Source organism: Flavivirga jejuensis (assembly GCF_030540765.1).
Lineage (GTDB): Bacteria > Bacteroidota > Bacteroidia > Flavobacteriales > Flavobacteriaceae > Flavivirga > Flavivirga jejuensis.
Genome location: NZ_JAUOEL010000006.1, coordinates 105,108 through 126,936 on the forward strand (window position 1 = coordinate 105,108; position 21,829 = coordinate 126,936).

The following is a 21,829-nucleotide window of genomic DNA, read 5'->3' on the forward strand; positions in this document are numbered from 1 at the left end:
CTATTTAATAAGCATGTACATAAATTCGTTTTGGCGGACTGAAAGCCTGCTTCGTGACATACCAAAAGAAAAAGAATTAACATTGTAAAACTGAATTCGCGTGAATTCATCTCAAAATCTTTAGAAGCTAGTACAGAAAATCCATTGGAATGGTTTAGTTAAGATTTATTTAATTTTCAAATAACGATTAATAAGCGAGGAGATATCTTCAGAAAATTTAAACCTATAAACTACAAACACATACAATACAGTAATTAAAGTTGATTTTAAAACAATATTAATAATAGGATTAAAAGGAAATTCCCAAAAATAAAACAGCAAAACACTTGAAGATATCAAACCCGCTATTCGAAGTATGTTTACTGTAAAAGGATGAATTTTAAACTTCTTATAAACAAAAAACAGCTTTACAGAATTGTATGCAAAAACAGCTAACGAGGTTGCAAAGGCTGCCCCATTAATACCAAACAAAGGAATAAAAATAATATTCAAAACAATCATTAATACAACTAGAGCTGCGCCTAAAAACAGCACTAATCTATAATAGTCGCTATTGAACAGGATCGCATTGTTACTTCCTAAAAACCCATCATAAAGCTTAGAAACACTAATTATAAGCACTACAAACAGTCCGCCGCTAAATTCTTTTGGGACTATGTAGTATAGCTGATTGATATTTAAAACGATCAAAAGGAATATAAACCCACTAATTACAAATAAATTTAACGAGCTCTTTTTATACAAATCTTCTAAAGCCTCAAAGTTTTTTTCATTTAAATATTTAGCAGATAAAGGCATTAGTATTTGATGCATAGAGCGTTGAGGCACTGCAATAACGGCAGTTATAAAAATAGCAACATTGTAATATGCTATTTCTTTAATTTGAATATAATGCCCTAGCATTACCTTGTCTAAATCTAAAAGAATAGTAACTATAGAGCCTGCTATAATTATTAAAAATGAATATTTAAAAATAGCCTTTAAGCCATTTATTCGCTTAAACGTGATAACAGGAATCTTAATGCTAAATGCATATACATTCATAGCAAGCATTCTTAAAACATAAATGCAAACCAAGCTTATCATAAATTGCTCTAAATCAATAACTTTAAAATGTAGTAAAAACAGAGAAAGCATAGTGCCTACACGATGAAAAACTTCTTTCATAAAGTTTCCAAATACAGTTTGCATTTGCACCTTTGCCCAAGCAAAAAACACTTCGAAATAAGCCAAAGCAATGGCTATGATTATAGTATGCCACAAATACCCTTTAATAATTTCATTCTTTTGTGATAAAACATCTCCGATCATATCATACCTCATATAACAAAAAAGGCTTAGAGGAATAATAATTATAAAAGGAAAAAATAGCATGAGGGTTAAAAAGCTATTTAAAGATACCCGTGTTTTAAAAGTTGAATAAAACTTAACCAATGTATTGTGAACTCCAAAAGCCATTAAAGGCATGATAACATAAGATAAGGACAACATATACCCTACCATACCGTAGTATTCGTCGCTTAGAAATTTTGTATAAAGAAACAGCGTATTAATAGCTCCTATAAAAAAACCCAAATATGTTGAGATGACATTTTTAAAAGATTGTGATGCAACTATACCCATTAATTCTTAAAATTTCAACCATTAAATTCTAAATCCCAGAACGTTATATTATAAACTTGAATACATTGGAATTTAAAAACTCTACTTTTTAATTAACTCTACTAACTGCTCAGTTAGTCTTTTTCTACTGTATTTCTGCAAACCAATTGGATGTGATTGCAAACTTTTATTTTGAAACGCTTTATAATATGTTTCTATAGTTCTTTTTAACGATTCGTAATCATTATAATTAAAATAGACTCCTGCATTCGTTTCTTTAATGATTTTCTCTACATCCGATCCCTGAGGACCTATTGCTATAATGGGTCGATTAGAAATCATATATTCAAATAATTTTCCTGGAATAATGCATTTGGTGTCTTCTGAATCTATTTCGATTAACAATAACAATTGAGATTTTTTTTGATATATAATAGCTTCTTTATGAGAAATATACCCTACCTCATTTATATAGTTACTTAATTTGTTTTTTTTAATAGACTCTAACACATTTTGACTCACAGCACCAACAAAATTAAGTTGAAAATCGTTAGAAAAATCATTATTTTCTTTAACCAAATCACTAAATACTTTCCATAAAATTTCTGGGTTTCGTTTTGATAACAGAGAGCCTATATGTGCTATTGAAAATTTAGAATCCAACTTAAATTCACTAGCAGATTCGTAATCATACCCATTTGTAATAACTTCGATCGGCTGTTTTGTTATTTCCTGAAACTCTTTTTTAGTTGTAAAACTGGTGACAATTATTTGATCTGCAATATTTAAAACCTGCTTTTCTAAAGTTTTATGTTTTTCTTTGGAAGCCTTTGTTAGTTTTAACTGCTTATGATACCCTATGGTGGTCCATGGATCTCTAAAATCGGCAAACCAAACCAGTCCCAAGCTTTCTTTTAATTGTAAACCTATTAGATGTAAACTATGTGGAGGACCTGTAGTTATTATAGTTTCGATATTGTTTTCTAAAATATATTTTGAAAGATAAGCTACAGAAGGCTTCACCCAACCATTCCGCGCATCTGGTATAAAAAAATTACCTCTTATGTAAAGCATTGCTTTTTCTATAAAAGATTGCTTTTTGTGATCTGAAATAATCCCTTTACTTATGGTTTTTGATGATTTTTTCGAAAACAGCCCTGCTAACCTATATGGTTCTTTTATAGGCTGTTTTAAAATGGTGACGCTATCTGAAATTTCAGAAACTAAACTTTCATCTACTAGAGGGTAATTAGGGTTTTCTGGAACATAAACAATGGGATCTATATTGAATTCTGGCAAATACTTGACAAATTTTAACCAACGCTGTACTCCTGGCCCTCCTGCAGGTGGCCAATAATAAGTAATTATGAGTGCTTTTTTTGTCATTAATTGTCATTCCTTATTTTAAAGGAACCCATTATTAATCTAGTTTCGTTTTTTAAAACGCTTTTTTTGCTTCAACTTCGTTCAGCTATTTTGTTTCTTTTTGAATTCATAGAACAAAGCACCTAGCAACAATAATCCAAATAAAACAGAACTTGCCAAAGCAATCGTGCTTCCTGTTTTAACAACATCTGGATCAAACCTGAATTCTATAGTATGATTTCCTGCTGGCACTTGCATACCTCGCAATGTGTAATTAACTCGTATATGCGAAGCTTCTTCTCCATTTATATAGGTTTTCCAGCCATTACCGTAAAAGATTTCAGAAAAAACAGCAAATCCTTCATTTAAATTTTCAGATTCATATCTCAAATAATTTGGCTTTTCTTCAATTAAATTAATCGAAGCTAACGAATCAACCACATAATTTGGTTTTATATTTTTCAAAGCTTCTAAAGCTTTATGTGAAGAATAAACAGCCTTAATTTTATTAGGCAAGCTATCTAATTGTTTAATTTCCTCGTTTGCCGATGCTACTTTTTGTAAATTTTTAACAAACCAGGCATTACCATTTGCTTCATCATTCTTATAAGAAAACATGCGTTCTTTTTCATCTTGCGCGATAATATACTTAGTGTTAAGCATATTAAGCACATTCATGTTGTTTCGTGATACATAAAAATCAAAAACCTCTCTATAGCGTTTTAACTCAGCAGCATTATAACCATTTAGCGAATTATGAAAATACGAAGGTTTTGAAGCTCCAGACACTAAATCGAATACCCTAAAATGTGAGGTATCCTTTAAAATTTCCCTATCCACATCATTTGCTTGAAATGGCTTATTTACTTTAATAGCCGATACGAAATCATCATTATTAACATAGCGTCTATCAACTCCAACTAAATCAAAAAGAATCAGTACACAAAATGCGACTATTACCCACTGTTCTTTTAGTTTGTCTCGTAAAAACATAAAAACCGCACCAGCAGATAATAACACTAAAACAAGGGATCGTAAAGTATCTTTAGTAAAAATAGCTTTTCTATCTTCTTTAATAGCTCTAACAAAATCCTGACCATAGGCTTGAATATATTGACCATCATTAGCACCAACAAAATCAAATAATGATGATTTAAATAACAAAAACAGAACAGCAAGACCTCCTGTGATAATTGTTGAATACATCAACGCTTTGAGTTTGGCTTCTCTATTTTCAAAATCATTGAATAACCGCACCAACCCAAAAATAGCTAATACAGGAATACATAGTTCCAAAACAACTTGAATAGAACTTACCGCTCTAAACTTATTATAAAGAGGCACATAGTCAATAAAAAAATCGGTTAAAAAACCTAAATTCTTCCCGTAAGATAACAATAGAGATAATAAAGTACCTCCTACAAGCCACCATTTTAGACGTCCTTTTACTAGAAATAATGCAAAAACGAATAGAAATAAAATAACGGCTCCAATATATGCTGGCGCTTCAACAATAGGTTGTTTTCCCCAGTACATAGGTGCATGTTTCGATTCTTCTAATGCCTGCGCAGTACTAGCTCCTAATTCCCTATAAGCATCGTATGTATTTGAATCTTTACCTAAGTTTTCGTAATTCCCTCCTCCCATAAACCTTGGGATAAAAAGATTAAAAGTTTCAGTAATCCCATAACTAAATTGCGTAATGTAATCTCTGTCTAAACCCGATGTTGTTGGCTTAGGAGAACCATCAGGATTTATGGTTAATTCACTTTTTCCCCGGGTGCTTTCTTTTACATATTCTTGCGTTGCCATTATACCTGTAGCATTTAAGGCTACAGAAAGAACAACAGCAGTGACCAAAATCCCTATTGATTTAAAATAATGTGGTAGTATTTTTTTTCTATAAGCATCCACTAAATACGCAACACCTAAAACAATGACTAATAGTAATAGGTAGTAGGTCATTTGAAAATGATTAGAAACAAGTTCTAACCCCATAGCCACTGTAGTTAATAAGAATCCTGAAATGTACTTTTTTTGAAAAACAAGTAGAATACCACTTAAAACTAACGGCATATAAGCTATAGCATGTGCTTTACTATTATGTCCTACCCCTAAAATAATTATTAAATAGGTAGAAAAACCAAAAGCAATGGCGCCAAGTGCAGCGAGTTTAAAATCGACTTTTAAAACCAATAACAGGATGTAAAAACTTAATAAATATAAAAACAAATAATCTGCTGGTCGAGGTAAAAAACGAAGTGTTAAATCTAATTTTTTAATGTAATTATGAGGGTACTTAGCTCCTAACTGATAGGTAGGCATCCCTGCAAACGCACTGTTTGTCCAATACGTCTCTTCGCCTGTTTCTGCTTTAAAATCTATTTGCTGCTTGCTCATGCCAATATATTGCATGATATCGCTTTGAAATAGTTTTTCTCCTTTTAAAAGAGGACTAAAATAAGCTAAAGAAAGAATTATAAATCCTATTAAAACTAATAAGTGAGGAAGTGCTTTTTTGATTGAAAATTGCATGGGGAAATTATATTAAAAACAATGATCGTGAAATTAATCAATTTCTTCGTAATCAACATAGTCTCCAACATCTTTATTTGAAGTTCTTGACTTTGGGATTTTATCTATAGTAACTTCGCCTTCTTTTTTTTGTTGCTGCTGTTGTTGCTTTCCAAATTGTCCAAACTGTTCGCCAAAGCGTTGTTCTGCTTTTTTGGCAACATACTTCACTAATAACGGGGCTAATAGGCGTGATAAAATTTTTACCCCGAAGTAAATAAGAAGAATGATTAGTATCATTCTTATAAAACCTGTTACAGATGCAAATTGTAGCATAAAAATTATTTTTAACAAAAATACAATTCTATACGCTTAAAAAACGCTCAAAAATGATAAAAAAAGTATAAAATATCTATATTTGAAAAAGTCTTTTGACTTAAATACAATTACAATGTATTACCAATATGTTACTAATTGTAAACTAAAATCTTAAATGTATGAACCTGATTAAATCTATCTTATGTTTTTTATTCGCTTTAATTTCTATTCAAGCCTATAGTCAATATACTGATGTTATTAACTCTAACAGACCTGGTGTATCCCGAAGTGCCTTTTCCGTAGGTACTAAAGTTGCCCAATTTGAAGTAGGTCCTTATATTATTAATGAAAAAAGAACACCTGCTACTGCTTATAAAGTATCTGGGTTTGGAGTTGATTTTGCTGTTCGTTACGGCTTATTATTAGAAGAGCTGGAATTAAACATTGAAGGGACTTACCAAAACGACACAAAAACTTATGTCTCTAATTTTTCTGCTGAAGATAAACGATCTAATTTTAAAACAATAGCATTTGGCGCTAAATATTTAGTATACGATCCCTATAAGAATTCAGCAAAAAACAAACCAAACTTATATAGCTGGAAGGCAAACCATAGTTTTAGATGGAGCTCGTTAATTCCAGCTGTCTCTTTGTACTTGGGTGCAAATTTCGATACAAAGGATAATCCATATATAGCACCAGGTGTTGAGGGGATTAGCCCTAAAGTAATGATAGCGACTCAAAATAATTTTCCAGGAGGATGGGTATTTGTTATGAACTTAATAAAAGATAGAATTGGATCTGACCAATCTGATTTTCAATATATTTTAACATTAACGCATTCTTTCAATTCCAAGTTGGTTATTTTTGGTGAAACACAAGGTATTCAAAGCGACTTTTATGCTGATAATCTTTTTAGATTTGGGGGTGCTTATTTAATAGGAAGAGATGTTCAATTAGATACAGCGATGACTTTCAATACAAAAGACACACCTTCTGTATTTGGCGTAAACCTTGGGGTATCTTATAGATTAGATTTTCATAAAGACAAAAAAATAAAAGACAAAAACATAGATAATGGTAATTCGGCTAAAGAAGAAGGAAAAAGAAGATCTAGACGCAATAAAAATAAAGGGGTTATTAATACATTACCTAAAAAACAAAAAAAGAACAATATAGATTTTGACAATAATTAAAAATCAGGATAGCTATTATTATATATGATAATACTTAAAGAAGTACTTACGAAAAAAGACTTAAAAGCTTTTGTAAAATTTCCTTTTAAGCTTAATAAAAATTCTAAATATTGGGTACCTCCAATTATTAGTGAAGAAATTAAAACATTTAGCAAAAAAGAAAACCCTGTATTTAATGATGCAGAAGCCAGATTGTTTCTAGCTTATAAAAATAATGAAATTGTTGGTCGTATAGCAGCTATAATCAATTGGTTAGAAGTGAACGATCAAGCTTTAAAAAAAATGCGTTTTGGTTGGTTTGATGTTGTTGATGATATTAATGTAACAAAAACCTTACTCGATAAAGTCATAGAAATTGGAAAAGAAAAGAACCTTGAATTTATTGAAGGCCCTGTTGGTTTTTCTAATCTTGACAAAGTAGGCGTGCTTACAGAAGGTTTTGATCAAATTGGAAGTATGATTACATGGCACAATCTTCCTTATTATGCGACTCATTTTAAAAAATTAGGCTACGATACTGCAAAAACATATTCTGAGAATATTATGGAGTTTAAAAATATTAAACCCGAATTTTTCTCAAGAATACAAGATTTAATAAAAAAACGCTACCAACTAAGAGCTTTAAATTTTAAAAAAAACAAAGACATTCTACCGCATACGGATGAGATGTTTGACGTGTTTTCTAAATCACACGCTGTTCTTTCAACATTTGTAAAGATAACAGATGAGCAACGTGAATATTTTAAGAAAAAATTCATTGGCTTTCTTAATCCTGAATATGTAAAGTTTGTTTTAGATAAAGATGATAAATTAGTTGGCTTTGGTATTGTTACGCCTTCTTATGCGGAAGCTTTACAAAAAATGAAAGGTAAGTTGTTTCCTTTTGGAATAAAACACTTATTACATGCAAAGAAGCATGCTAAAACGGTAACATTCTATTTAATTGGTGTTTTACCCGAATATCAAAACAAAGGAGTTACGGCTATCATTTTTAATGAGTTTCACAAAACATTTAAAGAAAAAGGCATTGAATTGTGTGTTAGAGGTCCTGAATTAGATGACAATGTTGCTATCCAGCAAATATGGAAAAACTTTGAACCTGTTGTCAATAAGAGGCGTTGTACGTTTAAAAAAGATATCATATAAAAAAATCCGATTCAATTATGAATCGGATTTTTTTTGTATTTATAGTAAATTTCGATTAACTCCTATTCTCCCATAGCTGCCATAACTGAAGCAGATAAGCGCTTGTAAGTGCCGTTTTTTAATCGAGATCTAATAGCTTCAAAAGCAGTTAAGGTTTCAGAAACATCTTCTAAAGTATGTGTTGCAGTTGGTATTAACCTTAATAAAATTAATCCTTTAGGTATTACTGGATAAACAACAATAGAACAGAATATTCCGTAATTTTCACGTAGATCTCTCACCAAAGCCATAGCTTCAGGAATACTCCCTTTTAAATATACTGGTGTTACACAACTTTGTGTCGTTCCTATATCGAAACCACGATCTTTTAACCCAGATTGTAAAGCATTTACATTTTCCCAAAGTTTATTTTTAAGTTCAGGCATTGTTTTAAGCATTTCTAAACGCTTTAAAGCACCAACAACTAATTGCATTTGCAATGATTTTGCAAACATTTGAGAACGTAAGTTATATTTTAAATAATCTATTATTTCTTGATCTCCAGCTATAAAAGCCCCTGTACTTGCTAAGGATTTTGCAAATGTTGCAAAATAAACATCAATATCATCTTGCACACCTTGCTCTTCTCCTGCTCCTGCTCCAGTTGCTCCTAAGGTACCAAAACCATGCGCATCATCAACAAATAATCTAAAGTTGTATTTCTTTTTAAGAGCTACGATCTCTTTTAATCGCCCTTGCTCTCCTCTCATTCCAAACACACCTTCAGAAATTACTAAAATCCCTCCTCCAGTCTGTTCTGCCATTTTTGTAGCTCTCTCTAAGTTTTTTTCTAAACTTTCAACATCATTATGTTTATAAGTAAAACGTTTACCCATATGTAAACGAACACCATCAATGATACAGGCATGTGCATCTACATCGTAAACAACAATATCATCTTTAGAAACCAAAGCATCAATAGTCGAAACCATCCCTTGGTAACCGAAGTTTAATAAATATGCGGCTTCTTTTTTTACGAATGACGCTAACTCATCTTGTAATTTTTCGTGTAAACCAGTATGCCCCGACATCATTCTTGCTCCCATCGGATAAGCAGAACCGTATTCGGCAGCAGCTTCTGCATCTACTTTTCTTACCTCGGGGTGATTAGCTAATCCTAAATAATCATTAATACTCCAAGTAATAACATCTTTTCCTTGAAATTTCATACGATTAGAAATCTCTCCTTCTAATTTAGGAAATACAAAATACCCTTCAGCTTGAGAAGCCCATTTGCCTAATGGCCCTTTGTCTTTATAAATTTTTTCAAATAAATCCTTCATCTATTATAATCTAATTGCTATTAAAATTAAGGCATAACTATTTAGGAGTAACTGCTTTTGAGGGAAAAACAAAAACAAATTATAATGTTTAAGCATATTTCATGAAAGCTTTATGTTCCTAGTTAGTTATTGCAAAATTAAATATTTATATGGTTTGAACATAATTTTTACTGCTCAATTATTTAAAATACTAATTAATCTTTAAAAAGATACGAATAAATCATTTTTTTTTAAGTTATTCCTCGCTTAAAAACATGAGCAACATATAGGTAACCCCCTCTTATTTTTCTAACTTGATTAACTTAAAAATAATCTTTAAAATTTAATTTGTACAAATAAAAAAGAGATACTATTTTGTTTTAGAACAAAACACTACCTCTTTATAAAATAATAATTTAAATTATTTTATATATTGTATCCTTTGTGCCGCAGCTTCATTTTTACTATCAAAGAAACCTTGCTCGGTCATCCATTTATCGCTATATACCTTACTCATATATCGTGATCCGTGATCTGGAAAAATAATAACAATGTTATCACCTTCTTTAAATTCGCCTCCTTCTCCTAATTGCATAATAGCCTGCATTGCAGCTCCAGAAGTATAACCAACAAACAAACCTTCAGACTTAGCAATTAATCTTGCTGTATGAGCGCTTTCTTCGTCTGTTACTTTTACAAATTCATCAACAACATCAAAATCTGTAGCACTAGGAATCAAATTCTTTCCTAATCCTTCAATTCTATATGGGTAAATCTCTTTTTCATCAAACTCTCTGGTTTCATGATATTTTTTAATAACAGAACCAAAAGCATCAACACCTATTACTTTGATCTTTGGATTTTGTTCTTTTAAATATCTGGCTGTACCTGAAATAGTTCCTCCAGTTCCACTACATGCTACAAGATGCGTTATTTTACCTTCTGTTTGTTTCCAAATTTCTGGACCAGTTGATTTATAATGTGCATCAATATTTAGCTCATTGAAATATTGATTAATATAAACAGAACCTTTTATCTCTTCGTGCAAACGTTTTGCAACTTGATAATACGACCTAGGATCATCTGCGCTTACGTGTGCTGGACACACATATACTTTAGCTCCCATAGTCTTAAGCATGTCAATTTTGTCTGCTGAAGATTTAGAACTTACTGCTAAAACGCAATCATACCCTTTTATAATACTTACCATAGCTATACTAAATCCAGTATTGCCTGATGTCGTTTCTATAATGGTATCACCTGGTGTTAAAATTCCTTTTTTTTCTGCTTGCTCTATGATATAGAGTGCTATCCTATCTTTTGAAGAATGTCCTGGGTTAAAAGATTCTACTTTTGCATAAAAGTTCCCTTTAAACTTGGAGGCTATTTTATTAAGTTTAATAAGTGGTGTATTACCTACTAAATCTAATACATTATCAAAAACCTGATTTCTGTGCTTCATAAATGCTTTTTATAAGCTACCGTAATATTACTAAAAATATTTGTAACCTAAAATCTGTCAAAAATAAAACATTTTTTTGTATTACCTATAAATTCCTTCTAAATCTAATAAAAAGGCATATTCTAAAGCTATTTCTTTCAAACTTTCAAAGCGTCCTGAAGCCCCACCATGCCCAGAATCCATGTTTATATGAAATAATAATTTATTGGTGTCTGTTTTTAACTCCCTAAGTTTAGCCACCCATTTTGCTGGTTCCCAATACTGTACTTGAGAATCATGCAAACCTGTAGTTACTAACATGTTAGGGTAATATTTAGCCTCTACATTGTCGTATGGTGAATATGATTTCATATAGTTATAATAGCTTAAATCGTTTGGATTCCCCCATTCATCGTACTCGCCTGTTGTTAGCGGAATACTATCATCAAGCATTGTTGTAACAACATCTACAAAAGGAACCGCAGCTAAAATACCATTGTAAAGTTCGGGGTTCATGTTAATAATTGCTCCCATTAATAAGCCTCCTGCAGAACCTCCATATGCATATAAATGCTTCTCTGAGGTATATTTTTGTTCTATCAAATGCTTAGAACAATCTATAAAATCATGGAACGTATTTAATTTAGTAAGCAATTTTCCGTTTTCGTACCAATTTCTTCCTAAATATTCACCGCCACGAATATGAGCAATAGCATAAATAAAACCTCTATCTAATAGACTTAAACGAATGCTTGAAAAAGAAGGATCTACCGTTGATCCATAGGAGCCGTAAGCATATTGTAATAAAGGATTTGTTCCATCTAATTTTATGCCTTTTTTATAAACTAAAGATACTGGTATTTTTTCACCATCTCTAGCCGTTGCCCAAATGCGCTTAGACTCATAATTATTCTTATCAAACGTACCACCTAAAACGGTTTGTTCTTTCTTAATCTCTTTCTGTTTCGTTTTAAAATTATAGTCTATTACAGAGCTTGGAGAGGTTAAAGAGTTGAAGCCGTAACGCAATACCTTACTATCAAAATCGACATTATTACCAATATATGCTGTATACGTTTCCGAATCAAAAGGTAAATAATAGTCCTCACTCCCATCCCAGCTAATAATTCGTAAATTATTGAGACCATTTTCACGTTCATTTACCACTAAATAATCTTTAAAAATCTCAATATCTTCCAACAAAACAGTTTCTCTATGTGGAATTACTTCTTGCCAATATTCTTTCTTAGTAGTTGTTTCATCTGTTTTAAGCAATTTAAAATTTGTTGCTCCATCACTATTGGTCATAATATAAAAGTGATTCTCATAATGAGAAATACTATAATCTAATTCGCGAATGCGTTCTTGAAAAACCTTAAATGCATCGTCTGGTGTATTGGCATTTAAAATTCTATATTCAGTTGTTAAAGTACTTGAAGACCCAATAATAATATATTTCTTAGATTTTGTTTTATATACAAAAGTGTTAAAGGTCTCATCTTCTTCATAATAAACTTCAACATCTTCTTTTGTATCTGTATGTAATTTATGTTTAAAAATTTTATGAGAACGCAGCGTCACTTCATCTTTAATAGAGTAAAACAACGTTTTGTTATCATTTGCCCATGTGGCACTTCCTGTTGTATTTAAAACCTTATCAGGATAAATTTCACCAGTAATTAAATTTTTAATTTGAACGGTATATTGCCTTCTACTAACTATATCTGTAGAAAACGCCGCCAATGTATTATCTGGGCTTATAGCAATGCCTCCTAAATTAAAATAAGCATGTTCTTTAGCCATTTCGTTACAATCGAACAAAACCTCTTCGGGAGCCTCTAAACTTTCTTTTTTCCGAATGTAAATAGGATAGTCTTTACCCTTTTCATAGCGCGAAATATACCAATAACCATTAAGTTTATAGGGTACTGTAGTATCATCTTCTTTTATACGCCCTTTCATTTCTTCAAAAAGATCTTTTTGAAAGATTTCGGTATGCTGCATCATACTTTTAGTATAATCGTTTTCAGCATTTAAGTAATCTATCACTTCAGGATTTTCCTTATTATTTAACCAATAATAATTATCAATACGTAAATCGTTATGAATTGAAAGTTCTTTTGCTTTTTTAGTAGCTACTGGGGTCTGAATTGTATTTTTCAAAAAAAGATATATTTATTCTTAAAATTTAAGCCTTCAAAAATAGAAAAATTAAATAGCTTTGTAGTGTAATAATCAATTTATAAAATTATGTTTGGAGATATGATGGATATGATGGGAAAACTCAAAGAAGCCCAACAAAAAGTTGAAGAAACTAAAAAACGTCTAGATACTGTTCTGGTTGATGAATCCAGCAGTGATAATAAACTTAAGGTAACACTTACAGCTAATAGAACCATTAAGTCTATTGAGATTGATGACGAATTGTTGGAAGATAAAGAGCAACTGGAAGATTATCTTATTCTTACTCTAAACAAAGCTATTGAAAAAGCGACTAAGTTGAATGAAGCTGAATTAGCTGCTGCTGCCAAAGATGGTATGCCGAATATTCCTGGAATGGATATGTTTAAATAAAAACGAGATTTATTCCAGTAAAGCACTTAATAGTTTGTCATGCATAGCATCTGTGTAATCTAAATGCGTGACCATACGAAGTTTATTACTTCCCATACTAATTATATAAATGTTTTTGTCTGCTAGTTTTTGCACAAAAGCAGTTTCATTTACATCTGGGTTTAGTTGAAAAATAACAATATTAGTTTCAACAGGTTCTACTGTTTTAATAATTGATAATTTAGTAAGGGTCTCTCCTATTCCTTTGGCTTTTTTATGGTCTTCGGATAATCTTTCAATATGGTTATCTAAAGCATACAGGCCTGCTGCGGCTAAATAACCAGCTTGCCTCATATTACCTCCAAAAATTTTCCTAATACGGATGGCCTTTTTCATAATTTCCGAATCGCCTACCAAAACGGATCCAATGGGACAACCTAGGCCTTTACTTAAACATACGGAAATAGTATCGAAAACATTTCCATATTGCTGCGTCGTTTCATTTTTAGACACCAAAGCATTCCATATACGTGCGCCATCTAAATGAAACCCAAGATTGTTTTCATCACATAGGGTTTTTATTGTTTCAATCTCATTAAAATCCCAACAGGCTCCACCTCCTTTATTTGTGGTATTTTCAATTTCAACCAAACTTGTTTGACTATAATAATATGCATCAGGATTTATAGCTTCTAATACTTGTGCTGCTTTAAACATACCTCTATTTCCATCTATTAGCTTACAAGAAATACCACTATTAAAGGATGCGCCTCCAGATTCATAATTATAAATATGGGCATACTTATCGCAAATAACTTGATCTCCTGGGTTTGTATGTAATTTTAATGCGGTTTGATTCGCCATCGTTCCGCTAGGGAAAAACAAAGCATCACTTTTACCAAACATGTTTGCTATACGCTTTTCTAGCTCATTAACCGTTGGGTCTTCTCTAAATACATCATCACCAACTTTTGCTTGCATCATGGCGTCTAACATCCCTTTTGTTGGTTTTGTAACAGTGTCGCTTCTTAGGTCTATGGTCATTTTAACGTTGCAAATTATAAAATTTATAGAGGTTCAAAGATAAAACTTATAGTCATTAATATTTCATGATTTTAATTTCTTATTTCATACCATAGATACTCAAAATCGGCTCTACTCTATAGCATTTAAAAGTTAATACCGTTCTTTTTTTTATCCTAGTATAACACAAAAAAAATCCCCGACAAATCCTCCCTGCCCCGCTATTTCCTTAATATCGTAAAAAACTGGCTTTATAACCTATAAATGCAAAATAAATTATTTGGAATATTATATTTGAACTAAGAAACTGTTTAAGTTTTGGTTTTGGAATTAGCTTGGGTGGATTACGTTCTCAGTCAAGGCAAAATAAAGGCGAATAGCATCGCTATTTAAAGAAATTTTGATGTAGAATGAGGGCTTAAGACGACAAAATAAACTAAAGGATAAAATTTAAATAGTTTCTAATATAACCCCAAATTCACAAATTAAATTTACTTTATGAGTTTACTAAATCATTTAAGAAATAAATCTTTTTGGCTGATAGATTCCTTAAAAGGTGGAAAAATAAAAAATCATTTAGATGAAATAGCTTCGGTCCTTAATGATGTAAATAGCCCCGAGTCACTAAAAATTAGAGAACAACACCTGGAAAACTTATTGAAACACGCTGTTGATTCAACACCTTTTTATTCCGACTACAAAAACATAAATAATATTGAAGCATTTCCTGTTATAAAAAAAACAGTGATTCAGAAAAACTTTAAAGATTTTCAATCTGCTCCCTATATTCAAAAACAAAATTATAAGGTTTCTACTAGCGGATCTACAGGCGTCCCCTTCTTCCTTTTTCAGGATAAAAACAAAAGATATAGAAATACAGCTGATGTTTTACATTTTTCTGGTCAATCAAATTATAAAATTGGAAATCGTTTGTATGAACTAGAAGTCTGGAGAAAACATAATAAGAAAAGTTTTTATAAATCTTGGTTACAAAATATTATCCAGTTCGATATTTCTAAATTAACAGATTCTAGAATTTTAAGTTTTATAAACTTACTTAAAAAGTCTAAACAAGAAAAGAACATTCTTGGTTTTGCATCATCCTATGAGCAAATATGCCAATATTTAGATAGTAATAAAACAGACTTAAGTAACTTAAATATTAATGCATTTATAGCAAATTCTGAATACTTAAATAGTTATACAAAAACATCATTAAGTAACTATTTTAATACGCCTGTATTATCTAGATATTCTAGTGAAGAAATTGGGATTATAGCCCAGCAAACAATCAGTTCAAAAGAACATTTTGTAATAAACCATGCTAGTTATTATATTGAATTACTTGATCTGGAAACGGACAAACCTGTAAAACCAGGAGAGTTTGGTAGAATTGTTGTCACCGATTTATTTAACTATTGTATGCCTATTATTAGGTATGATACTGGAGATATCGCCAAACTGATTGAACTTGAAAATGGGCAAACAAAATTTGAAAAAATTGAAGGTAGAAAAATGGATTTAATTCTAGATACTAAAGGAAACATAATGTCTTCTTTTATTGTTTATACTAAATTCTATAATTATTACAAATTAATAAAACAGTACCAATTTATTCAACAAGGTGAAAAAGAATACGAGGTGAAGCTAAACGTACTTGATAAATTCCCTTATGAAAAAGAATTGGTTGAAAGTATTAAAAAAGATTTTGGAAGTGATGCCACTGTGACTATTACTTACGTAGACGAAATACCGCTTCTAGCTTCTGGAAAACGAAAAAAAGTACTTAATAATTACAAAAAAGCATAATTAATGTTTTGTCATGTCGGCAGAGCAAAGCATGAGTGACGAGACATCTCATAAAGATAAGATGCCTACATGTATAACTGACGTTTTACCTAAAAAAATTTAAATATTTTTAGTACTATCTTGTTTTTGTATCAAAGATTTTAATTTATCTGAAATTGGAGTATCAAACTTTCGTGCGAATAATTTATTTGATGTATTAATTTTTTCATAATCAGTCATATCCAACAAAGCTGGTGAAGGACTGTCTTTACCAACTCGGTCTGGGTCCCAATCAATATACCTTAAATTATCATTTACTACATTTTTTGAGAAATCAGAATTCATTATTATGGTTTGAAAATACATTTCTTCAGAGCAAAAAGTATGTTTCATTCTATGAATCAAATAAGGTTTTTCTTTTGTGTAATCTATTACATATTGCAATGTGTCTCTGGTTAAACTCCACCAGGTAAATCCACCATAAAGCTTACCTATGCGCTCTGAAACACGCCTCTTTAAATGTAGCTTTTTTTGAATTCGTACTAATCTCCACAGCCATTTTATATGTTTTTTAGCATCAATTAAATCAAAAAAATTATAATATTCTAACCTATCTAATCCCCCATTTTGATTCTTCCAAATACTAGATGGTATTTCAAAAAACTCTAAATGATCATATAGTTTTGGCGCGTTTAAAATGTTTTTAAAATAAGAAAGATCTTTAACAGGAAAATCTTGTCCACTTATTAAATGAAAATATTTATTTTCTTGATTTTTCAAAGCTGCTTTTGCTAATAATAAATAGGCCTTTAAATGATTTAAACCTCCCCAGTTTATACTATATTCTCTTGATAAAAATTTAACATTGTCTATGTTTTTTATTTTGTCTATAATACGTTTTTCAACTTTTATTTTCTTGTCTATATGTATAAATAATTCGAAATCATTATCAAAAAATGTTACAATATCAATTAAATGATCAAAATTTTTATAAGCTGTAATTAGTATGGCTTGCTTCATTACTTTTATCTAACAAAAAAATTTATTAATTTAATGGTTGTAAATAATATAAATTTATTGTTTACGATTTTCGTTAATATCCTATATTTTAAGCTACTATATTCTTTTCCTATAAATTCATTTATTGGATAAGCCTTAACACTTTCTAAAGCTAAAATTTTTTCTTTAAAAGTCTCTATACCATATTGTGCTTTTATCATTTTTATTATTGTAAAAAAAGTAAAAGCATCTCTCCTAAATCTAAAATTACTACATATAGCTTCTTTATACTGAATGGAACTCTTTTCTAAATCATTAATTAAATTACTGAAATCAATAATTAATGCTAAAAAATAAGTAACAATCCTTTTTTTATAAGCTAAATTATTTCCACGCATTGTCGATTCTGAAGATTGAAAATATCTATAAATAGTAACAGGACAAAAAGCCACATGCTTTGCTTTTAAAAATAAAGCCAAAGTAAAATCAACATCTCCATCATAACCGCCTTGTTTAAAATTAATTTCTGCTGCTTCTAAAAAATCTTTACGTATAAAATACCACCAAATTTCGTAACGAATATCTTTATTTTCCTTAAGAAATTGTCCCCCACTAACTATTGCAGAGCATTTTATTTCTCCAGGTGAAGTATCTAGATCATATAATGCCTCATCTGATGTCACTAAGGCATTAAATCCCATAAGATCTAAATTATTAACTATTGCATAATCAAGCTGAAATCCCAATGAATTATGTGTAACATAATCATCTGCATCAACAAAATAAAGGTAGTCTCCTTTAGCTAATTTTAAAAGCTTGTTCCTGGTAGCAATAACGCCTTGATTTTCGTGCGAATACAAAAAAACAGTTTGATGCTTCTTTGCGTAATTACTTATAATTTTACTGCTTTCATCTGTAGATCCGTCATTAAATACAATAATTTCATAGTCTTGTTTTGATATATTTTGATTTAACAAGCTATCAAGACACCTTCCAATATATAACTCTGCATTGTAGACTGGAATTAAAATACTAAGTTTCATATCATTTAATTTTGAATAATATTTAAAGCGTGTAACATATTATTTAAAGAAGTTTTATGAGTCCCAACTTGTAAAAAAACCTAAGAGGGTATAATAAAAGAAAGAAAAGGTATTTATGATTAAAAATAAAGACGGTTATTTTAAATTTTCTATGAAAATATTGATCTCCTATAAAATTATTCAAAGGATAGACATTTATCTTATTAAACGCTTTCAATAGATCATTAATTCTTTTAACTGAAATGTTAGATTTAATAATTTTATAAAACATAAAATAAATATTTACACTCCTCTTAAATTCTATATTCTTAATAATTGTTGAAGCATTGCTATCATTTTCTTTTAACACCTCTTCTATAAGCACATTCAAGCTATAGATTAAGCTAGTATAGTCTTCTATTATTTTCTTTAAGTGCTCTGGATTGTCATTATTAGTTATTGAGGTTTGTGTTTCAACATATCTATGGGCATCTATTGGCAAAAACGCAGCTCTTTTTGAGCGCAAAAAAATATTAAATGTAAATACGACATCCTCAAAAAACTTGCCTTCTACAAACTTAAATCCTGTATTTAATAAAAAGCTTCTCTTTATTAAATACCAACAAGCTCCTAAATCGTGATGCTTATTTTTAATCAAAAAATCTGTTCCCTTTAATACTTCAATATCTTTTGTTAGCTGTTTTGTTTTTGAATTAAATAAATCCAATTTATATGTAGGCAGTGATAAAAAACCTAATACATCTAAATCAAATTTAATTTGACAATTTAAAATAACATCTAATGTATTAAAAGCCAAATAGTCATCGGCATCAATAAAATATATATACTCCCCTTTTGCTAAAGTTATTCCAATATTTCTTGTTGCCCCCAACCCATGATTAGCCTGACTATAAATATTAATATTATGATGTTTTTTTTTAAACGCTTCAATAACATGTAATCCATTATCTGTAGACCCATCATTAATTAGTATAATTTCATAATTATCGGTATTTAGATTTTGATTTACTAAACTATTCAAGCATCGTTCAATACATGCTTCTGCATTATAAAAAGGCACTATAATACTTAATAACATATTATATTAATTTAGAAACTGTTTAAATTTTATCCTTTAGTTTATTTTGTTGTCTTAAGCCCTATTTCTGCAGCAAAATGTCTTTTAATAGCGATGCTATTCGCTTTTATTTTGCCTTGACTGAGAACCTAATCCTCCCAAACTAATTTCAAAAACAAAACCTAAACAGTTTCTTAGTTTCACTAAGCTAATACTATCGCTAAAAAATCCAGAACTTTTTAGATTAAAAGTGATTATTTGCGTTATAGCTTATATATTAAATTATTGGTTTAAAAAACGTTAACTTAATAAAGATTTATATATTTAACCAAAAAATAGTAATTAATTTCATACAAAAATATTTATATGCTGAGTATTTCTAAATCCGTAGTGTCATACAATATTCCAAAAAAAGTACTTCAAATTATAATTATTACTCCAATAATTATGACACTCTGTTTTTTAATATTTATAATTAATCCTGCTACTAAAAGTTTTGGATTCTGGCTTGTTTCAGAAAATAGACCTATAGAAATATTTACTTTTATTTTCTTGATAATTGGTGGTTTGTTTGGTGCTTATAATTCATTTAAGCTAAGAAAATATCTAGAGTCTGGCCCTCTTATTTTCTATGGGATATTTTCTTTTTTTTTAATTATTGTTGCTATGGAAGAAATTGCTTGGGGACAATGGTTTTTTCATTTTGAGACTCCAACCGAATGGGCTAAAATGAATAGGCAAGGAGAAACAACATTGCATAATTTAGAAATTATGGGTGGACATAATGAAATTCTTCGCATAATCTTCGGACTTGGTGGGATAATAGGTGTAGTATTAAGAAATCACCCGAAAATAAAAAAAATTGGGGCTCCAAAAATACTTGCTAGTTGGTTTTTAATTATTGTATTTATGGGCTTTATTGATTTTATGGAAGGTGAAGGTTGGATTCAAATTAGTGATAATTATGTACATGAAATACGGAGTACCTCAGAATTAGTAGAGCTTTTAATAGGTATAAGTTCATTCCTTTATTTATTCTTGAATTTTAGATACCTTAAACAATTAATAAAAACGCAATAACTCACTGATAATGATCAATTATAATACATATAAAATAACTAAAAAGACAAATAACATCATTTTAATCGCTCCAATAATTATGTCGATTCTAATGGGGTTGTTATTTATTTTTCCAGCAACTTCTAATTTTGGTTTTTGGCTACTTGAAGAAAACTCCCCAGTTGAGTTATTAACTTTCTTTCTTTTTATAATAGGAGGTATTTATGGTATTCGTTTTGTTTATAAGCATAAAAAAGATTTAGAAATTTATGTAAGAATATTTTATACTTTATTTTCTATTTGTTTAATACTAATCGCGATGGAAGAAATTGCATGGGGACAGTGGTTTTTCCACTTTGAAACCCCCGAAGAATGGTCAAAAATAAACATGCAAGGAGAAACCACGCTTCACAATTTAAAAGGAATGCAAGGGCATTCAGAAGTTTTACGAATCATTTTCGGTTTAGGAGGTGGTTTTGGAATAGTATTAGGCTACTTTTCTAAATTTAATAAGATAAGCGTTCCTCCAGTTCTTTTTACTTGGTTTTTAATTATCTTTTGTCACGGAGTCATTGATTTTATACAAGATATTATTGTAATTAGTTCTAAATACGATTTTGCAATAGTAAAAACTTCTGAATTTATTGAACTTTTAATAGCTGGCAGCTCATTTTTATACCTATGGCTTAACTTTAAGAAATTAAGAAGTGAGACCTTTTCAAATTGATTTTTTTTGCACTCGGTTCCGTCTAGGAGTGGTTTGGTCAATTATTATTCTTTATTCAAATAAAAAGCATAGCATAAAATAAGACTCATCGCAAACATTTCACCACCATCTTCAACGAGTGAAAACCTATTACTATGGTAAGGTATTGCTATATGAAGAAGATCAATAAAAACACCAAAAAAGACCAGTAACAGAACTAAGACAAAAATATTTTTTGTGACTTTTTTTCCTTTTATATCTATTCTAAAATATGAAAATAGAAATAATATTAAAAATAGAAATCCAACAGAAAATGAAACCAAAACTTCTCCAAAGTCTTGAGGGCGTAAATTAAATCTCGGTTGCATGTTAAAATATCCTTTTAAATATTTTCCAAAATTTTCGTGAATGGCCAAAGAATCATCTAATAACAAATACAAAAAGAATAATGCCCAAACAAAATAGATGACATGCTTTTTTCTTAATGTTATAAAAAGAAATAACATAAATATCCAAAATTCTTTCATGTATTGATAAAATTCAGAGTATCCTAAATCTAATTCTATTGAAAAATAAGGGTTCCCATCTATTATATTATGCACATATAGAGTATGTAATATTAAAAACATGAAATCTGTAACAAGTAATAAAACCAATAATGATTTATTACTTGAAACAGATTTGTATAGATCTCTAAAAGTTTCTTTTATCGTCACTT

At 30.1% G+C, this 21,829-nt stretch carries 18 protein-coding genes; 6 read left to right on the top strand and 12 right to left on the bottom strand.

All coding sequences use genetic code 11. The features are described from left to right. Positions 1-165 precede the first annotated feature (165 nt). The 4 genes from Q4Q40_RS16675 to Q4Q40_RS16690 form a co-directional block, all read right to left on the bottom strand. Positions 166-1,623, bottom strand: coding sequence for a lipopolysaccharide biosynthesis protein (locus Q4Q40_RS16675; RefSeq protein WP_303303069.1), 1,458 nt, complete (start codon positions 1,621-1,623; stop codon positions 166-168). Positions 1,624-1,704: 81 nt separating this feature from the next. Further along, positions 1,705-2,988, bottom strand: a complete 1,284-nt coding sequence (locus Q4Q40_RS16680) for a glycosyltransferase family 4 protein (RefSeq protein WP_303303070.1) — start codon at positions 2,986-2,988, stop codon at positions 1,705-1,707. A gap of 81 nt (positions 2,989-3,069) precedes the next feature. Further along, positions 3,070-5,502, bottom strand: coding sequence for a hypothetical protein (locus Q4Q40_RS16685; protein WP_303303071.1), 2,433 nt, complete (start codon positions 5,500-5,502; stop codon positions 3,070-3,072). A gap of 33 nt (positions 5,503-5,535) precedes the next feature. Continuing rightward, entirely contained in the window at positions 5,536-5,817 is a 282-nt protein-coding gene (locus tag Q4Q40_RS16690; protein WP_303303072.1) for a DUF4834 family protein, read from the bottom strand. A gap of 161 nt (positions 5,818-5,978) precedes the next feature. Between Q4Q40_RS16690 and Q4Q40_RS16695 the strand changes: the two genes are divergently transcribed. Both Q4Q40_RS16695 and Q4Q40_RS16700 read left to right on the top strand, forming a co-directional pair. Continuing rightward, positions 5,979-6,995, top strand: a complete 1,017-nt coding sequence (locus tag Q4Q40_RS16695) for a transporter (protein ID WP_303303073.1) — start codon at positions 5,979-5,981, stop codon at positions 6,993-6,995. Positions 6,996-7,019: 24 nt separating this feature from the next. After that, positions 7,020-8,141 carry a GNAT family N-acetyltransferase gene (locus tag Q4Q40_RS16700; RefSeq protein WP_303303074.1) on the top strand — a complete coding sequence of 374 codons (1,122 nt, stop codon included), beginning with the start codon at positions 7,020-7,022 and terminating at the stop codon, positions 8,139-8,141. A 62-nt stretch (positions 8,142-8,203) separates the two neighbouring features. Here Q4Q40_RS16700 and capB read toward each other — a convergent pair whose 3' ends face one another. From capB to Q4Q40_RS16715, 3 genes are all read right to left on the bottom strand, one after another. After that, entirely contained in the window at positions 8,204-9,463 is a 1,260-nt protein-coding gene (gene capB / locus Q4Q40_RS16705; RefSeq protein WP_303303075.1) for a cysteate-C-fatty acyltransferase, read from the bottom strand. Positions 9,464-9,863: 400 nt separating this feature from the next. After that, positions 9,864-10,904, bottom strand: coding sequence for a cysteate synthase (gene capA, locus Q4Q40_RS16710; RefSeq protein WP_303303076.1), 1,041 nt, complete (start codon positions 10,902-10,904; stop codon positions 9,864-9,866). A gap of 81 nt (positions 10,905-10,985) precedes the next feature. Next, entirely contained in the window at positions 10,986-13,046 is a 2,061-nt protein-coding gene (locus Q4Q40_RS16715; protein ID WP_303303077.1) for a S9 family peptidase, read from the bottom strand. Positions 13,047-13,133: 87 nt separating this feature from the next. On the opposite strand from Q4Q40_RS16715, the gene Q4Q40_RS16720 reads away from it, so the two are divergent. After that, entirely contained in the window at positions 13,134-13,457 is a 324-nt protein-coding gene (locus Q4Q40_RS16720) for a YbaB/EbfC family nucleoid-associated protein (RefSeq protein ID WP_303303078.1), read from the top strand. A gap of 9 nt (positions 13,458-13,466) precedes the next feature. Here the strand turns inward: Q4Q40_RS16720 and Q4Q40_RS16725 are convergent, their stop codons facing one another. Next, the gene (locus tag Q4Q40_RS16725; RefSeq protein WP_303303079.1) at positions 13,467-14,480 is read right to left on the bottom strand and encodes a threonine aldolase family protein; all 1,014 of its coding nucleotides are present in this window, start codon (positions 14,478-14,480) and stop codon (positions 13,467-13,469) included. Between the two features lie 477 nt (positions 14,481-14,957). Between Q4Q40_RS16725 and Q4Q40_RS16730 the strand changes: the two genes are divergently transcribed. Continuing rightward, positions 14,958-16,268, top strand: coding sequence for a phenylacetate--CoA ligase family protein (locus Q4Q40_RS16730; protein WP_303303080.1), 1,311 nt, complete (start codon positions 14,958-14,960; stop codon positions 16,266-16,268). Positions 16,269-16,367: 99 nt separating this feature from the next. Here Q4Q40_RS16730 and Q4Q40_RS16735 read toward each other — a convergent pair whose 3' ends face one another. From Q4Q40_RS16735 to Q4Q40_RS16745, 3 genes are read right to left on the bottom strand one after another with little or no spacing between them, the layout of a single operon-like run. Beyond that, positions 16,368-17,267: a beta-1,6-N-acetylglucosaminyltransferase gene (locus Q4Q40_RS16735; protein WP_303303081.1), complete on the bottom strand. Its 900-nt coding sequence runs from the start codon at positions 17,265-17,267 to the stop codon at positions 16,368-16,370. Positions 17,268-17,272: 5 nt separating this feature from the next. Continuing rightward, the gene (locus Q4Q40_RS16740) at positions 17,273-18,289 is read right to left on the bottom strand and encodes a glycosyltransferase (protein WP_303303082.1); all 1,017 of its coding nucleotides are present in this window, start codon (positions 18,287-18,289) and stop codon (positions 17,273-17,275) included. Positions 18,290-18,332: 43 nt separating this feature from the next. Then, complete coding sequence (locus tag Q4Q40_RS16745) at positions 18,333-19,367, bottom strand: glycosyltransferase family 2 protein (RefSeq protein ID WP_303303083.1); 1,035 nt, start codon at positions 19,365-19,367, stop codon at positions 18,333-18,335. A 345-nt stretch (positions 19,368-19,712) separates the two neighbouring features. Between Q4Q40_RS16745 and Q4Q40_RS16750 the strand changes: the two genes are divergently transcribed. Together Q4Q40_RS16750 and Q4Q40_RS16755 are read left to right on the top strand one after the other, a co-directional pair. After that, positions 19,713-20,426, top strand: coding sequence for a hypothetical protein (locus tag Q4Q40_RS16750; RefSeq protein ID WP_303303084.1), 714 nt, complete (start codon positions 19,713-19,715; stop codon positions 20,424-20,426). A gap of 10 nt (positions 20,427-20,436) precedes the next feature. Next, on the top strand, positions 20,437-21,132 hold the full coding sequence (locus tag Q4Q40_RS16755; protein ID WP_303303085.1) for a hypothetical protein: 696 nt from the start codon (positions 20,437-20,439) through the stop codon (positions 21,130-21,132). Between the two features lie 44 nt (positions 21,133-21,176). On the opposite strand, the gene Q4Q40_RS16760 is transcribed toward Q4Q40_RS16755, so the two are convergent. Continuing rightward, entirely contained in the window at positions 21,177-21,827 is a 651-nt protein-coding gene (locus Q4Q40_RS16760; RefSeq protein WP_303303086.1) for a DUF8692 domain-containing protein, read from the bottom strand. Positions 21,828-21,829 lie beyond the last annotated feature (2 nt).

Excerpts from the sequence above, each read along its gene's own strand:
- Q4Q40_RS16675 (WP_303303069.1), bottom strand. The coding sequence starts at position 1,623 with ATGGGTATAGTTGCATCACAATCTTTTAAAAATGTCATCTCAACATAT.
- Q4Q40_RS16690 (WP_303303072.1), bottom strand. The coding sequence starts at position 5,817 with ATGCTACAATTTGCATCTGTAACAGGTTTTATAAGAATGATACTAATC.
- capA (WP_303303076.1), bottom strand. The coding sequence starts at position 10,904 with ATGAAGCACAGAAATCAGGTTTTTGATAATGTATTAGATTTAGTAGGT.
- Q4Q40_RS16745 (WP_303303083.1), bottom strand. The coding sequence starts at position 19,367 with ATGTTATTAAGTATTATAGTGCCTTTTTATAATGCAGAAGCATGTATT.
- Q4Q40_RS16730 (WP_303303080.1), top strand. The coding sequence starts at position 14,958 with ATGAGTTTACTAAATCATTTAAGAAATAAATCTTTTTGGCTGATAGAT.
- Q4Q40_RS16695 (WP_303303073.1), top strand. The coding sequence starts at position 5,979 with ATGAACCTGATTAAATCTATCTTATGTTTTTTATTCGCTTTAATTTCT.
- Q4Q40_RS16700 (WP_303303074.1), top strand. The coding sequence starts at position 7,020 with ATGATAATACTTAAAGAAGTACTTACGAAAAAAGACTTAAAAGCTTTT.
- Q4Q40_RS16735 (WP_303303081.1), bottom strand. The coding sequence starts at position 17,267 with ATGAAGCAAGCCATACTAATTACAGCTTATAAAAATTTTGATCATTTA.
- Q4Q40_RS16750 (WP_303303084.1), top strand. The coding sequence starts at position 19,713 with ATGCTGAGTATTTCTAAATCCGTAGTGTCATACAATATTCCAAAAAAA.
- Q4Q40_RS16680 (WP_303303070.1), bottom strand. The coding sequence starts at position 2,988 with ATGACAAAAAAAGCACTCATAATTACTTATTATTGGCCACCTGCAGGA.
- capB (WP_303303075.1), bottom strand. The coding sequence starts at position 9,463 with ATGAAGGATTTATTTGAAAAAATTTATAAAGACAAAGGGCCATTAGGC.
- Q4Q40_RS16755 (WP_303303085.1), top strand. The coding sequence starts at position 20,437 with ATGATCAATTATAATACATATAAAATAACTAAAAAGACAAATAACATC.
- Q4Q40_RS16685 (WP_303303071.1), bottom strand. The coding sequence starts at position 5,502 with ATGCAATTTTCAATCAAAAAAGCACTTCCTCACTTATTAGTTTTAATA.
- Q4Q40_RS16740 (WP_303303082.1), bottom strand. The coding sequence starts at position 18,289 with ATGAAACTTAGTATTTTAATTCCAGTCTACAATGCAGAGTTATATATT.
- Q4Q40_RS16725 (WP_303303079.1), bottom strand. The coding sequence starts at position 14,480 with ATGACCATAGACCTAAGAAGCGACACTGTTACAAAACCAACAAAAGGG.
- Q4Q40_RS16720 (WP_303303078.1), top strand. The coding sequence starts at position 13,134 with ATGTTTGGAGATATGATGGATATGATGGGAAAACTCAAAGAAGCCCAA.